This is a genomic window from Klebsiella sp. w6 (assembly GCF_033100215.1).
In the GTDB taxonomy this organism is placed as follows: Bacteria; Pseudomonadota; Gammaproteobacteria; order Enterobacterales; family Enterobacteriaceae; genus Klebsiella; species Klebsiella variicola.
Genome location: NZ_CP136907.1, coordinates 2,583,711 through 2,597,081, shown reverse-complemented (window position 1 = coordinate 2,597,081; position 13,371 = coordinate 2,583,711). Strand labels below are relative to the sequence as shown.

General features: G+C 57.7%; 18 protein-coding genes. 7 read left to right on the top strand and 11 right to left on the bottom strand.

Going from position 1 to position 13,371, the window contains the following annotated elements:
- Positions 1 to 56: 56 nt before the first annotated feature.
- On the bottom strand, positions 57 to 1,010 hold the full coding sequence (locus R0140_RS12810; protein WP_032740545.1) for a cation diffusion facilitator family transporter: 954 nt from the start codon (positions 1,008 to 1,010) through the stop codon (positions 57 to 59).
- 220 nt (positions 1,011 to 1,230) lie between these two features.
- Here R0140_RS12810 and R0140_RS12805 point away from each other — a divergent pair, with 220 nt between their 5' ends.
- Positions 1,231 to 1,917, top strand: a complete 687-nt coding sequence (locus R0140_RS12805; RefSeq protein ID WP_032740544.1) for an ABC transporter substrate-binding protein — start codon at positions 1,231 to 1,233, stop codon at positions 1,915 to 1,917.
- Positions 1,918 to 1,920: 3 nt separating this feature from the next.
- Here the strand turns inward: R0140_RS12805 and R0140_RS12800 are convergent, their stop codons facing one another.
- The 4 genes from R0140_RS12800 to R0140_RS12785 form a co-directional block, all read right to left on the bottom strand.
- Entirely contained in the window at positions 1,921 to 2,790 is an 870-nt protein-coding gene (locus R0140_RS12800) for an oxygenase MpaB family protein (protein ID WP_032740543.1), read from the bottom strand.
- A gap of 103 nt (positions 2,791 to 2,893) precedes the next feature.
- Positions 2,894 to 3,325 carry an OsmC family protein gene (locus R0140_RS12795; protein ID WP_110185016.1) on the bottom strand — a complete coding sequence of 144 codons (432 nt, stop codon included), beginning with the start codon at positions 3,323 to 3,325 and terminating at the stop codon, positions 2,894 to 2,896.
- Between the two features lie 113 nt (positions 3,326 to 3,438).
- Positions 3,439 to 3,585 carry a hypothetical protein gene (locus R0140_RS12790; protein ID WP_012541624.1) on the bottom strand — a complete coding sequence of 49 codons (147 nt, stop codon included), beginning with the start codon at positions 3,583 to 3,585 and terminating at the stop codon, positions 3,439 to 3,441.
- Between the two features lie 15 nt (positions 3,586 to 3,600).
- Positions 3,601 to 4,005 carry a YdeI family stress tolerance OB fold protein gene (locus tag R0140_RS12785; RefSeq protein ID WP_008804764.1) on the bottom strand — a complete coding sequence of 135 codons (405 nt, stop codon included), beginning with the start codon at positions 4,003 to 4,005 and terminating at the stop codon, positions 3,601 to 3,603.
- A gap of 145 nt (positions 4,006 to 4,150) precedes the next feature.
- On the opposite strand from R0140_RS12785, the gene R0140_RS12780 reads away from it, so the two are divergent.
- The 3 genes from R0140_RS12780 (at position 4,151) to R0140_RS12770 (ending at position 6,419) form a co-directional block, all read left to right on the top strand.
- Positions 4,151 to 4,654, top strand: a complete 504-nt coding sequence (locus tag R0140_RS12780) for a hypothetical protein (protein ID WP_023297676.1) — start codon at positions 4,151 to 4,153, stop codon at positions 4,652 to 4,654.
- Between the two features lie 8 nt (positions 4,655 to 4,662).
- Positions 4,663 to 5,109 carry a DUF421 domain-containing protein gene (locus R0140_RS12775; protein WP_032740542.1) on the top strand — a complete coding sequence of 149 codons (447 nt, stop codon included), beginning with the start codon at positions 4,663 to 4,665 and terminating at the stop codon, positions 5,107 to 5,109.
- Positions 5,110 to 5,423: 314 nt separating this feature from the next.
- Positions 5,424 to 6,419 (top strand): SDR family oxidoreductase, encoded by a 996-nt coding sequence (locus tag R0140_RS12770; RefSeq protein WP_012968128.1) that lies wholly within the window; start codon positions 5,424 to 5,426, stop codon positions 6,417 to 6,419.
- On the opposite strand, the gene R0140_RS12765 is transcribed toward R0140_RS12770, so the two are convergent.
- The 5 genes from R0140_RS12765 to R0140_RS12745 form a co-directional block, all read right to left on the bottom strand.
- Positions 6,416 to 8,041 carry an alpha-amylase family protein gene (locus R0140_RS12765; protein ID WP_032740539.1) on the bottom strand — a complete coding sequence of 542 codons (1,626 nt, stop codon included), beginning with the start codon at positions 8,039 to 8,041 and terminating at the stop codon, positions 6,416 to 6,418. The genes R0140_RS12770 and R0140_RS12765 overlap by 4 nt on opposite strands.
- Positions 8,042 to 8,095: 54 nt before the next feature.
- Positions 8,096 to 8,278 (bottom strand): hypothetical protein, encoded by a 183-nt coding sequence (locus tag R0140_RS12760; protein WP_012968126.1) that lies wholly within the window; start codon positions 8,276 to 8,278, stop codon positions 8,096 to 8,098.
- A gap of 17 nt (positions 8,279 to 8,295) precedes the next feature.
- On the bottom strand, positions 8,296 to 8,802 hold the full coding sequence (locus tag R0140_RS12755) for a ferritin-like domain-containing protein (protein WP_008804759.1): 507 nt from the start codon (positions 8,800 to 8,802) through the stop codon (positions 8,296 to 8,298).
- A gap of 23 nt (positions 8,803 to 8,825) precedes the next feature.
- Entirely contained in the window at positions 8,826 to 9,041 is a 216-nt protein-coding gene (locus tag R0140_RS12750; RefSeq protein ID WP_008804758.1) for a hypothetical protein, read from the bottom strand.
- Between the two features lie 203 nt (positions 9,042 to 9,244).
- Positions 9,245 to 9,430 carry a con-10 family general stress protein gene (locus R0140_RS12745; protein WP_008804757.1) on the bottom strand — a complete coding sequence of 62 codons (186 nt, stop codon included), beginning with the start codon at positions 9,428 to 9,430 and terminating at the stop codon, positions 9,245 to 9,247.
- Between the two features lie 654 nt (positions 9,431 to 10,084).
- On the opposite strand from R0140_RS12745, the gene R0140_RS12740 reads away from it, so the two are divergent.
- Together R0140_RS12740 and R0140_RS12735 are read left to right on the top strand one after the other, a co-directional pair.
- Positions 10,085 to 10,999, top strand: coding sequence for an SDR family oxidoreductase (locus R0140_RS12740; protein ID WP_012968124.1), 915 nt, complete (start codon positions 10,085 to 10,087; stop codon positions 10,997 to 10,999).
- A 166-nt stretch (positions 11,000 to 11,165) separates the two neighbouring features.
- Positions 11,166 to 11,411: a DUF2543 family protein gene (locus tag R0140_RS12735; RefSeq protein ID WP_008804755.1), complete on the top strand. Its 246-nt coding sequence runs from the start codon at positions 11,166 to 11,168 to the stop codon at positions 11,409 to 11,411.
- A gap of 66 nt (positions 11,412 to 11,477) precedes the next feature.
- Here R0140_RS12735 and R0140_RS12730 read toward each other — a convergent pair whose 3' ends face one another.
- Positions 11,478 to 12,371: a LysR family transcriptional regulator gene (locus R0140_RS12730; RefSeq protein WP_012968123.1), complete on the bottom strand. Its 894-nt coding sequence runs from the start codon at positions 12,369 to 12,371 to the stop codon at positions 11,478 to 11,480.
- Positions 12,372 to 12,485: 114 nt separating this feature from the next.
- Here R0140_RS12730 and R0140_RS12725 point away from each other — a divergent pair, with 114 nt between their 5' ends.
- Positions 12,486 to 13,337 (top strand): Vmh family MBL fold metallo-hydrolase, encoded by an 852-nt coding sequence (locus R0140_RS12725; protein ID WP_008804753.1) that lies wholly within the window; start codon positions 12,486 to 12,488, stop codon positions 13,335 to 13,337.
- Positions 13,338 to 13,371 lie beyond the last annotated feature (34 nt).

Below are 13,371 nucleotides of genomic sequence, written 5' to 3'. Positions count from 1 at the left end.
CGCCAGCAATTAAGGCTCAGGGAAAAAATAGCCGCTGAGCCAATAAAATTGCCGGTTCAGGACACCGGGTGCGCCAGGCCGCTTTTGTCAGCCCCGCCTAGCGCGCTGGCCGCGTCGCTGGGATCAAGATGCACCATTACGTTAAGCACCGGATGCTGCGCCAGGACCCGCTCCCGCGCCTGACGGGCAATCTGATGTCCCTCGGCTACCGACATCTCTCCCGCCACCTCGAGATGGACATCCACCAGCACCAGATCCCCCGCCTTACGGGTTTTCAAATCGTGCAGACCCGCCACGCCCGGCGTGGCCTGCAGCGTGCGGGCGATCGCCCGCTGCGTCTCTTCATCGACCGCGCGGTCCATTAAATCGTGCAGCGCCGTGGCGGCGAAACGATAGCCCATGCGGGTGATCAGCAGTCCCACCGCCAGCGCGGCAAGCGGGTCGAACCAGGCGAACCCGGCCAGATTACCGATAATCCCCAGCGCCACCACCAGAGATGACGCGGCGTCGGAGCGGGCATGCCAGGCGTTGGCGATGAGCAGCGATGAATTCAGCCGCGTGGCAGCCGCCAGCATATAGCGAAACAACCCCTCCTTGACGGCCAGCGCCACCAGCGCCATCCACAGCGCCACGCTGTGCACCGCCGGAATCGTCTGCGGCTGCGCCAGGTGACCCGCAGCGGACCACAGCATGCCAATCCCGACCAGCACCAGGATCGCGCCGAGGATCAGCGAGGCGCCATTCTCGTAGCGCCAGTGTCCATAGTGGTGATCGTGGTCTGAGGGTCGACGGCTCTTTTTATTCGCCACCAGCACCACCCCATCGGCGACCAGATCGGAAAAAGAGTGCATCCCATCAGCAATCAACCCCTGGGAGCCAGAGAATATTCCCACCACAACCTGAAACACGGAAAGGAAAATATTGACCACCACGCTAATAAGGGTACTCTTTCGCGCCTGCACCGAACGCTCATGATATTTATTATCATTTTCAAAATTATGTTGTGTCATTATTTCTCTCCCTTTGTGAGCGGGAAGAATAAACTGACAAGCTGAGTTTATGCTTAACAATATAAAAGCCATTGCCTTTCCGTTTAACGATATCGGCGCTGTCGATTATTAATATATTCTGAAAGGGTGGCAGGACAGGTACAACCGCGCGCGGATGGGCTATCTTATGACTGGCCCGGCAGGTCGGGCCACTTTCTCTTAACCACTACAGGAGTCAGCGATGTCAGAGATCACTTCATCCCGGCTGCGTTTTGCCATTAACCTGGGCAACGCGGTCCTGGCCCATCTTGGGGAGACGGGGGAGCCCGCAGGTCTCACCGTCGAGCTCAGCCATCGGCTGGCGACGCGCTGGGGCGTCACCGCCGAGTTCGTCCCCTATCCTGCCGCCGGAAAAGTGGTGGCTGACGCCGGCGGTGATCACTGGGACATTGCGTTTCTGGCCATCGACCCGGCCCGGGAAGCAACCCTGCGTTTTACGCCTCCCTACATCACCATCCAGGGGACCGCGCTGGTGAGAGCCGGTTCGCCCTGCCAGAGCGTGGCCGACATGGATCGCCCGGCAACCACCATTAACGTCGGGCAAAACGCCGCTTACGATCTGTGGTTAACCCGTCATCTGCAGCACGCCAGCCTGAATCGCCTTCCCTCCTCGCAGGAGGCCATCGACGCCTTCCTCGCCGGTGAAGGAGATATGGTCGCCGGTATCCGACAGCCGCTGGAGGCGACAGCCCGTCAGCACGCTGGGGTGCGGGTACTGGCGGATAATTTTACCGAGATCCAGCAGGCCATTTGCGTCGCCAGGGCGGATGTCGCTGGCTTCAACGCGGTGAATGACGCGCTCAGCGAGTGGCGGGCGGATGGCAGCCTGGAAGCACTGATTGCCCGACAGCTGGGCAAGGCGGAATGACCTTCACTCCACTTGCATCCGGCGCATGGCGCAATGCCAGGCGCCGTTGCGTACCGAGGCACGGAGCACGTGGGCCACGCCATGCACCAGCAGGCGCGTCGTATGCCGCTGCAGCGGCGTGAGCGACAGCCCCAGCATCTCCTGCGCCCATTCCGGCAGCAGATCGATCCCGGCGCGCATCATGACCTGACCCACCGGCTGGCTCAGCCTACCCGGCAGACGAGTAGAGAGCAGCACCTCGGCTACCTCCCGGGTACGTTCGTCACAGCGCAACTGCGGGCGCATCGCCTCGAGATAGTCCGCCACTTCCTGCGGCGTCTGAGGGATGTCCTGGGCCCCCAGCCGACGGGCGATTTCCGCCGACTCGCGGAAATAGTCCTCCTGGCGCTCGGCGCTGACCACTGTCCGCTTGTAGCGCAGGTGGGAGGCCATAAAGCGGCTGCACTCGGCGACGTGCACCCAGGTCAACAGCGCCGGATCGCTGGCCTGATAAGGAGTGCCGTTCTTATCCACCCCGCCGATCCGCTGATGGATCCCCTGCACTTTGGCGATGAGCCGCTCGGCGTCGGGGGTAGTGGCAAAGGTGGTGGCGGAAATAAACTGGCTGGTGCGGCGCAGGCGGCCAAAGATGTCCTCACGGAAACGGGAGTGATCCCAGACGCCGGCCAGCGCCAGGGGATGCAGCATCTGCAGCAGCAGCGCGCTGATGCCGCCGCAGAGCATCGAGGTAAAATCGCCGTGTACCTGCCAGATGGCCGACTGCGGACCAAACAGCCCCGGCTCCCCTTTAGGCTGTTCAAAATCGATCTCTTTTAGCGCCATGCCGGTCAGGCCGAGCACCTGCGCCTCGATCATCCCGCGAATGCCGATCATGATGATGTCCCTTACGTGCAATTAAAGGACAAAAGATACCACTATTGGGCAGCGCAGGGAGAGATATCGGGAAAGGGTGCCCGCTGCGCGCGGGCACGACAGCTTACGGATTCAGCTGGTAGTCGAGAGTGATATTGGCTTTCAGCACCTGCGATACCGGGCAACCGGCCTTCGCTTTCTGAATGATCTCATCGAACGCCGCCGGCGCAACGTCCGGCAGAACAATCTGACTTTGCAGCGCGATGTCGGTTATCGCAAAGCCGCCGTCGGTTTTATTGAGGGTGACCACCGCCGTCGTGTCGATAGACGTTGCGGTATAGCCCTCTTCGCTGAGCATCAGCGACAGGGCCATTGAGAAACAGGCGGCATGCGCGGCGCCAATCAGCTCCTCAGGGTTAGTGCCTTTCACCCCTTCAAAACGGGTTTTAAAGCCGTAGGGCTGCTGGCTCAGCGCCCCGCTCTCTGTCGACACGGTGCCTTTGCCATGTTTCAGATCGCCTTCCCAGTGCGCCAGCCCTTTCTTATGAATCGCCATGTGACTCCTCCTGTGATGATGTCGAACAAAAAGTATAGTGCGTGATGCCGAACCTGCGCCTTTTCTGCGGCCCGGGCATCACTGTGCCCTTAAGGATCTCGTGGTCAGCCTCGCTAACGACCATCGTGTGGCTGATAAGGATCGGTTTTGTCGTCCTTGCTGTCGTCCCGTTTACGCGGCACTTCGCCATGCTCGGCAGGCGCCTCGCGCGCAGGATGTTTTCCGCCCTGCTCACCTTGCGGCTGAGATGTGTTACTCATATCGGCGTTCTCCGCTTACTTAGGCGACTGCTTGAGCAGACGATCGACACGCACCACCGGCGGCGTCATTTTGCGATCGAGGCTACCGTTGATGCTGACCAGATCGTCAGGCTCTACGTGCTGTTCGTTAAACGCGGCGGCCGGAATGATGGCAGTGATGGTGCCGCTTTTATCGCGAAACTGATAACGGTCATTGTCCTGGCGGGTGAGCACATTACCGCGCAGTGAAATAGTCGCGCCATCGTGCATGGTTTTCGCCTGCTCAACGGTCATGATCCGGCCATCCTCGACGCCGCGATAGCCGTCATCGAGTTTGTGCGGCGGCGGCGGTGCGGCATCCTGACTAAAACCGCCCTTATCGTCCGCCTGTGCAATACCCACGGCGAGTACACAGGCCATCGCGAGCGCTAATTTTTTCATCATCCCTCCGTCATTTTACCGATGATTAGAATAAAGCCTGGCTGAGGCGATTCATTTTTACAAAGTCAATTGTTCTGATATCGACTAATATAAGAATGTCCTTATCGTTACGCTGTTGCCGAAACGAAACGCGAGGGAAATAATAATGATTAAGAATCAACAGGATTGTCCCATCGTTGACGAGAATGAACGAGCACTACGCTTCGAATATCGATTCCGGCGCTATGGGATAATTGTTCTGAGTCTCATCATTCTTACCGCGCTAAGCGGTCTGTGGTCCTCCGGTTATTTCAGTGAAGCGCACCGGGAAAGTGCCAAAGGTGAATTAAGCGTCGATTATCAGCGGTATGCCAGACTGATGAGTGAAACCGAAGTGAATATTCAGATTAAACCCGATGGAGGTAGTGAAAAAATTATCAGCTTCACCGCCCCGTTTTTATCGCGCTACCAGGTCGGTGATATCCGCCCGCAGCCGGATAAAATGTACAGTGCCGAGGGGAAATTATACCTCGTGTATCAGCAAGCGGCCAACCGCTCGCCGATGTCCGTGTGGTTATCCATTACCCCAAAAACAGCCGGCAATATTTCCCTGCAGGCGGCAGTGAACGATCGCGCGCCTGTCACCTGGAACCAGTTTGTCTATCCCTAGGAGTGGCTATGGAAATGGTCCTCAGAGCCGCAGCAATCTATTTTATCCTGTTGATTATTTTTAAGATTGCTGGCAGAAGAACGCTGATGCAGTTAACCAACTTTGATCTAATATTGCTCCTGATAATTAGCGAAGCCACCCAACAGGCGATGCTCAGCACAGACTATTCCGTCACCGGTTCGATGCTCACCATCGTCACTCTGGTGGGTGTTGATATTTTATTCGGCTATATTAAGAAACGCTTCTCGCAGGCGGAAAATTTCATTGATGGTAGCCCGGTTATTGTGGTGGAAGATGGTGCTGTCATCGACGAAAAGATAAAGCTCGTCAATATCTCTGTCGATGATATCCTGCTGGCAGCCAGGCAGCACCATGGGATCTATGAGCTCAAAGCGATCAAATTCGCTATCCTCGAGCGTAACGGCCAGATATCCATTATTCCTGAAAAGGAATAGTCTCAATTTTATTTATCGCGCTCCGGTTGTTTATCACCTGATTCGGGGGCGCGGGTGGCATCATCCTCTTCTTTTTCAACGCTAAGCATGTTTAATGTCACCATTTTTCCTCCTCGCGGGTTGACAGGGTTCTAACAGATTATAGAACGTCCTCGCCGATGCAGGCACGATCCAGCCAGCATCATCCGGATATGTCGTCTGATTCACACTGCGTATATTCCAGGATATTTCCCACCTCGTCATTGTCATTTGTGAGGAATAATTAACCGATCTGTGCAGTTAATATTGCGCTAGCCAAAAAAAATGAGGTCTCTATGTCTGTGATGGTAATTACCGGGGGAACCGCGGGGGCGGGCAAAGCCACCGCACTGCGTTTCGCTCGCGCAGGATACCACGTGGCGCTGATCGCCCGAGATGAGACGGGTCTGCAGGAAGCCCAGCAGGCCTGCGAACGGTTTGGCATTAAAACGCTGGCCATTAGCGCCGACGTCGCCGATGCCGGGGCGCTGCAGCGCGCCGCCGCCGAGGTGGAAGCCACACTTGGCGCGATAGACGTTTGGATCAACAACGCCATGACCACCGTGCTGGCCCCCTTTCGTCAGATGAGCGAGGAGGAATTTCGCCGGGTGACGGAGGTGACCTATCTCGGCTATGTCAATGGCACCCGCGCGGCGCTGGAGGTGATGGCGCCCCGGGATCGGGGAGTGATTATTCAGGCCGGCTCGGCGCTGGCCTGGCGGTCGATTCCCCTGCAATCGGCCTACTGTGGAGCCAAGGCGGCGATCCGCGGCTTTACCGATGCCGTGCGTACCGAACTGATGCACGAGAAAAGCCACATCCAGTTGACCATGGTCCAGCTGCCGGGGATGAACACCGCCCAGTTTGGCTGGGCGCGGAATAAAATGGATCAGGCCATGCAGCCGGTGCCGCCGGTCTATCAGCCGGAAGTGGCCGCCGAAGCTATCTACAGCGTCATCCAGCGTCCGGTCAACGAGCTGTGGGTCGGGAAAAGCACCATCCAGTCGATCCTCGGTCAGGTCTTCTTTCCTCGCCTGCTCGATCGGCTGATGGTGAAAAAGGCGTGGGAGGGACAGTTTACCGGCCAGCCGAAGCCGGCAGAGCATCAGGACGACCTGTTCACGCCGGTACGCGGCAATCACCCCGGACACGGCCCCTTTAACGATGGCGCACGGCGTAAAGCGGTGACCATTAGCGCCGATCTCCCGGGAAAAGTGGCTGCCGGCGTCGGGGTAGCGGTGGCGACGATGGCTCTGCGGGCGTTGTTCCGTCGTTCCGGGAAACGGCGTTAATCCAGGCTCCGGCTGAACCAGCGGTACCCATACCCGGAAAGCGCCAGCCGCGCATCTTTCCCGCCGTGTAGCCCATCCTGATAGAGCTTATCTTCCAGAATTGGGCTCCAGTAGCCCTCGGCCAGCGGCGGGAGCAGGACCTCTACCGCCTGCTGGCTGCAGTTCGCCAGCATCAGCACTTCCCGCGATTCGCTGCGATAGCACAGGCCCAGTACCGCAGCAGGCTTCACCGCGAGGATGGCGAAAGGAATGGAGCCCGGCTCGGTATATTCCGCCCGCGCCAGCACCATATTGCGCACCCGGTTCAGCAGCGATCGGGGGTGGCGCAGCGCTGCTTCGACATTGATCCGCTGGTAACGCCACCGCCCGCTGGCTATCGGTTTTACCGGCAGATCGTCCCGCGCCGCCCGGGAAAAGCCGCCGTTGGGCGCCGCCGACCACTGCATCGGCGTTCTGACCGCGTAGCGCTCCGGTAAGCTCAGATCGTCTCCCATGCCAATCTCGTCGCCATAGCGCATCACCGGCACGCCGGGCAGCGCCAGCAGGATCGCATGGGCCAGCGCCATGCGCCGGGTATCGCCATCCAGCATCGGCGCCAGTCGCCGGCGTACGCCACGCTGGTAAACGGACATGGATTTATCAGGGGCAAAGGTGCGGATAACCTGGCGTTTATTGCGTTCGCCGATCCCCTCGAGATCCAGTTCATCATGGTTACGCAGCCAGTTGACGAAGCAGCACCCGTCCGGCGGGGTCACCATCACCTGCAGGGCTTTTACCACCGGGGCGGCGCGCTGCTGCGCCAGACTGAGGTAGAGATATTTGTTAAGCCAGAAATTGAGCACCATCTGCAGCCGATCGCTGTGACCGAAGTAATGGCGGTAATCTTCTACCGCAACGTCCACTTCACCCAGCAGTATCGCCTCGGGATTGAGGCGCTGAACGACCTGCCGGAGATGGTTCAGCAGCGGGTAGCCGCGCGCCTCGTCGCCCTTCCCGGCCTGTTTCACCAGATGTGACGCGGCATCGAGGCGAAAACCTGACACGCCCGCCTGCAGCCAGAAGGTGATGATGTTTTCGATTTCAGCGATCACCGGCGGATGAGCAAGATTCAGATCCGGCTCATGACGATAAAACATGTGGCGATAGTATTGCCCGGCCTGTTCGTCCCAGCGCCAGACGCTCTCCTCGACGCCGGGAAACATGGGGGGATCGTCCTTCTCCGGCGGCCTGTCGGCCCAAAGATAGTATGGCCGCCACGGCGACCGGGGATCGCGTCGCGCCGCCTGAAACCACGGGTGCTGGGCGGAAGTGTGCTGGATAACCAGCTCAACAATCACCCGCAGCCCCAGCTCCCGGGCGCGGGCAATCAGCTCAATCACGTCGGCGATGGTGCCAAAGCGCGGATCGGGCTGCAGATGGTCGCTGATATCATAGCCATCATCCTGCAGAGGGGTGAGATAGAAAGGCGTCAGCCAGAGCACCGTCGCCCCGAGGCTGCGAATGTAATGTAGCTTTTGGCGAATACCGGCGAGATCGCCGTAGCCGTCACCGTTAGCGTCATAAAACAGTGAACTATCAACCTGATAAATGACCGCTCTGTGAAACCACTGTTCCCGTTGCATCACTATCACCTTGCTTATTCACCCTGACGGGTGGCCCGTCACTCGCCAGCAGATTCAGCGCGGTTTACGTCCGCCCCTCGCCGTCGGCCGGGGTTTGGCGACAGGCGATACGGTAGCGTGTTCCGCTGAAGGCGCCCGATTCGCCACCGCGTCCACCAGAGCCTGCTGTCTGGCGGTTAATTTCAGAGGAACCTGTTCCTCGACAGCATGGAGCGCGATCGTGTGGCGTTTAACCATAGTTTTTCTCCGGCGGCTTATTTTCCGGCCTCAACGCCAGGCAGATCGGCACGATGCAGAAATTGCCCGACGATCGTCGGCTGATGATGAAGCAGCCAGTCAGCCATGCCTCGCTCCTCCGCCAGCATCGCCTCCAGGGCGTGGATGGCATGGTGGTCGCCCACCCGTTTCGCCGCCGTCAATAAGGCGGTATAGCAGGCGACCTCGAATTGCGCAAAAACATAGGCCGTGATAATGACTTTAATAACCTCATCGCCGGGCAGCATCATCCCAATGGACTGGCCCAATGCGGCGACCCGGCTCATCGCATCCTGCAGCGCGGAGCGGGAAATATGATTACGGGCAATGATATCCTGCAGAGACGATAATTGCCGGCGGGTTTCATAGAGATGTTGTTCAAGACGCGTGCGCAGTGGCGGATAGTTTTCACTCCTTCTGGTTGCCGTGATTAATATTACTTCGGCCTGTTTCTCCATCGCATGAGCATCGCGCAGCCAGTTATGATAATTTTCAATATCCGTCATAAATACCTCTGATAACCAATCCTTTATTTGGATGTGGGATCTTCATTCTCTTCCGCCGCCTGATCCGCTCGCGCTGCGCTATATCCGGATAAATGCCCAACGATATTCGCATAGATGCTAATGAGAATGACCCACAGGACGCTGTTTTTCCACCAGATTAACGAGGGTATTGCCAGAATGACCCACATCACGGCGGCCACAAGATGGCAACGTTTAATCAATGCCGGTGTCAGTTTCATTTTTATTACCTGCTATGTTATAAATACTTAACCGTTAACCAGCATGTTGCCGATTCATTTACTCTTCGCGTATTGCCGATAAATAAATACGAGTATCCGACCAGATTTATTATTACCAGCCCATATAAACAGAAACCTGCGGACCGGCAGGCCCACAGGTTTTTGTTTCGGCGCCCTTTTTAAAGCGCCTCAGGCTTCAGTCATTAACTGTCACCGGCTTTACGACCACCGCCATGACTGTTCTTACCACCCTTTTTACCGGCTTCGGATGCACGTTCAGGATCATTTTTAAAGTTCCCGCCGCTGTGCTGTCCGCCTTTACGCCCGGCTTCGGATGCTTTTTCACGATCTTCTGCAAAGTTACCTGAACCGCCTCTATGCTCTGCCATAATTTCACCTTTTAGGTTTACTCGATCTCGGTTGGTAAATGGAAAATGACCCTGTTACAAATCATCGCCCTCGATATCTAACACTAGAGGAATGCTCGCAGGAGTCAAATTAACGCCAGGCTTTTATCCACGCCAAATGGCAAATAAAAAATAAATAACGAAGCGGCAGTAAAAATAAATACATTGTAACTCACTTATTCGCCTTAGGTTATCATCATTTTCTATCATGAAACTTTTCCCCTCGACGCTTTTGTAAAAAAATGAAAATGATAGATGTTATTTATTTTTTCTTCAGCCAGACACCACCGTCATAAAAATACTCACAATGAAGTAGTTCATCAACCATCCATAGGTGCAAAAAACTATTTTTTTCACAATGCACACCCCTTCGCCTTTAAAAAAAGCATACCGTCATTCAGCCCGCCCGGTAAAATAGCCCCGCACCGCAAATTAAGGATGGAATAATCCTAATTTAACACCACCAATAATAACGCAGCGACATACAACGAAATTCGCCAAGGATCAGCCGGTTAAAGTCAAATAAAGCCCCTATTTTGCCTGTTAAACAAGATAGGTGATCCTCTCGCGCTGCCTGGCCTGGGGTGAAGCTGACCTATCCTTAGGTCTGGCCCGTTCTGTCTGAAGGAGATGACTATGCAAGATGAAAAACCGCCAATGAAAAAATTACCCACCTCCATGTTGCCAGAAGAGACGGCTCCCCGTCCGGAGTTCCCGGAGCAAGAACAAACCCCGCCGGGTCTGGATGCGGAGATGGAGCCGTCACCGGACCACGGAGAAACCAGCTACACCGGCACCGGGCGGCTGGCGGGTAAGAAAGCGTTAATTACCGGCGGCGACTCCGGCATTGGCCGCGCAGTGGCGATCGCCTTTGCCCGCGAAGGGGCTGATGTCGCCATAAGCTATCTGCCGGAGGAGCAAGAGGATGCCGATGAAGTCATCGCGCTGATCAAAGCCGAAGGTCGCACGGCAGTGGCCCTGCCGGGGGATATTCGCTCCGAGTCCTTCTGTCAGTCGCTGGTGGCCGACGCGGTGGAACAACTGGGAGGCCTGAGCATCCTGGTCAATAACGCCGGACGTCAGCAATACTGCGAGACGCTCGAGGAGCTCACCACCGAAGACTTTGACGCCACCTTTAAAACCAATGTCTACGCGCCGTTCTGGATCACTCGCGCGGCGCTGCCCCATTTTCAGGCCGGGAGCGCAATCATCAATACCACCTCGGTGCAGGCCTATAAACCCAGCCCGATCCTGCTCGATTATGCCCAGACCAAAGCCTGCCTGGCGATCTTTACCAAATCGCTGGCCAAGCAGGTGGCGAAACGAGGCATTCGCGTCAACGCCGTGGCGCCAGGCCCATACTGGACGGTGCTGCAATCCAGCGGCGGCCAGCCGGACGAGAAAGTGAAACAGTTCGGCAAAGACACACCGATGGGCCGCCCGGGGCAGCCGGTCGAGATCGCCCCGCTGTACGTCACCCTGGCATCAGACGCCTGCTCCTATACCTCCGGTCAGGTGTGGTGTTCTGACGGCGGGGACGGCGTGGTCTAAATCCGTAGCCTCCGGACCGATACACGGGCCGGCGTTATGCCGGTCCCTCCCCAACACGATCGCCGCGCAGCCCCTGTGTGGCGATTTTTCCTCTCCCGCAGCGTGTTTAGCCGGCTGCATGCTATGATATCCGCCCGCCGCTGTGCGCTGACCCTGAGGACAACTGATGAGTAATGAGATCCCCCTGAAATTTTATGACATCGTGGACGAGTACGAGACCGAAGCGGCCTCCCCGGTTAAAGAGACGGAACGCGATGCGCTGGCGCGCTATTTTCAACTGCTGATTGAGCGGCTGATGAATAACGAAGAGATCGATGAAGAGGCGCAGCAGGAGATGGCCCGCGAAGCGGCCATTGATGAACGCCGAATTGACGATATCGCCAACTTCCTTAATCAATGGGGCAACGAGTAAGTCTCATCGTCAGCTCACCGGCAGGGCCACCGCCCGCCGGTGTTGCCGCTGAACGCAACGCCATGTTCATGCCCCGGCGGCAATCTCCCCCAGACGTCGCTGCAGCGCATCCAGAAACAGCGGTAGCCCATCGGGCTGATAGTCGCGGGAAAGATAGATGCCATAGACGCTCAGCGCCTTCGGCGTCCAGTCAGGGAGCACCACCTCCAGCGCCCCGCTGGCCAACGCGCTCCGCGCCTCCAGTTCGGGGAGCATCGCAATGCCGCACCCGGCGACCGCCGCCTCCAGCAGCAGAGAAGAGATCCCCGCGCTCAGATTGCCGCTCACCGCCACCGACGCCTCCTGCCCCTGCGCATCGCTGAACTGCCAGCGCTGGCCGGCAAAGTGGCTGTATAACAGACAGTTATGCTGTTGCAGATCGTCAAGCGTCGCCAGCGGGCCATGCTGCTGGAGCCAGCGCGGTGCGGCACAGAGGAGCGAACGACACAGCCCGAGGCGGCGAGCGATCGCCCCGGGCTCGGGGTTGTCGGTAATGCGAATGGCCACGTCGATGCGCTCGCCGATCAGGCTGACCGGATGGTTATTGATATCCAGCTCCAGGCGCAACTGCGGATAGCGAGCGAGGAAGTCCGGCAGCAGCGGAGAGATCAGCTGCATTGCCGTGAAGTGCGCGCAGGCGACGCGCAGTGTGCCGCTGGGGTCGGCCCGCTGGCGCTCGCCGGCGATTTCATCGGCGATCCGCGTCAACCCGCGGGTCTTAAGCAACACTTTTTCCCCCGCCGGCGTCAGGGTCAGCCGGCGGGTGGAACGATGGATCAGCCGGGCGCCAGCCCAGTTCTCCATCTGCTCCAGATAGCGACTGACCATCGGACGCGACATCCCCAGCGCCCGCGCCGCGGCGCTGAGACTTCCCAGCTCGCAGATGCGCAGGTATACCTGAGCAGCAATCACCCTGTCCATCATGCCCCCTTCATCTGCACGATTTATGAAACTCAGCATCTCTTATTTCAGGAATTCTATCAAATAGCGAAATCCGTACAATGGAACGCATTCACCTGTTACTGAGAACACATCATGAAATTATCTGCTCTTGCTGTTGCCACCGCCCTGTTCAGCGGTTCGATCTTCGCGGCGCCTCTGACGCTGCAAACCTACAATCCGCAGGAAAAGGGCATCTTTGCCGTTAACTCCACTCTCGTTTCCGGCCCGCACGAAGCAGTGCTGTTTGACGCGCAGTTCAGCGTCAAAGACGGCGAAAAGCTGGTAGACATGATCAAGAAAAACGGCAAGCCGCTCACGCGGATTGTGATCACCTCTGGCGATCCGGATTTCTATTTTGGTCTTGAACCGCTGATGAAAGCCTTCCCGCAGGCGGAAGTGGTCGCCACGCCGGAGGTCGTCAAACATATTGAAGCCACCAAAGCGGCCAAACTGGCGTACTGGGGCCCGCAAATGAAAGATGGCGCGCCGACACAGGTGTACGTTCCGCAGGCGCTGAAGGCCAACAGCTTTACCATCGACGGTGAGAAAGTAACGATCATGCAGCCGCATGACTACGCGGCGTTCGTCTGGATCCGGGCGAACAAAACGATCCTCGGCGGCACAGGCGTGGCGTGGGGCATGCATCTCTGGACCGCCGACACCCAGACATCGGCCAGTCGCCAGCAATGGCGCCACACGCTGGACCAGATGATCGCCCTGCACCCGCAGCGGGTGATCCCTGGTCATTACCTCGGCACCCCGCCGGAGGGAGACAGCGCGGTGCGCTTCACAAAAACGTATCTCCAGCAGTTTGAGCAGGCGCTGAAGACGCATCAGGATTCGGCCGGGGTGATCAAGGCCATGGAGACGCAGTGGCCGGGCCTGGCGGAGACCAGCTCGCTGGAGTTAAGCGCCAAAGTTAATACCGGCGAGATGAAGTGGTGATCCCGGCTGTGCGTGAGGGAGACTGTTCTTAATC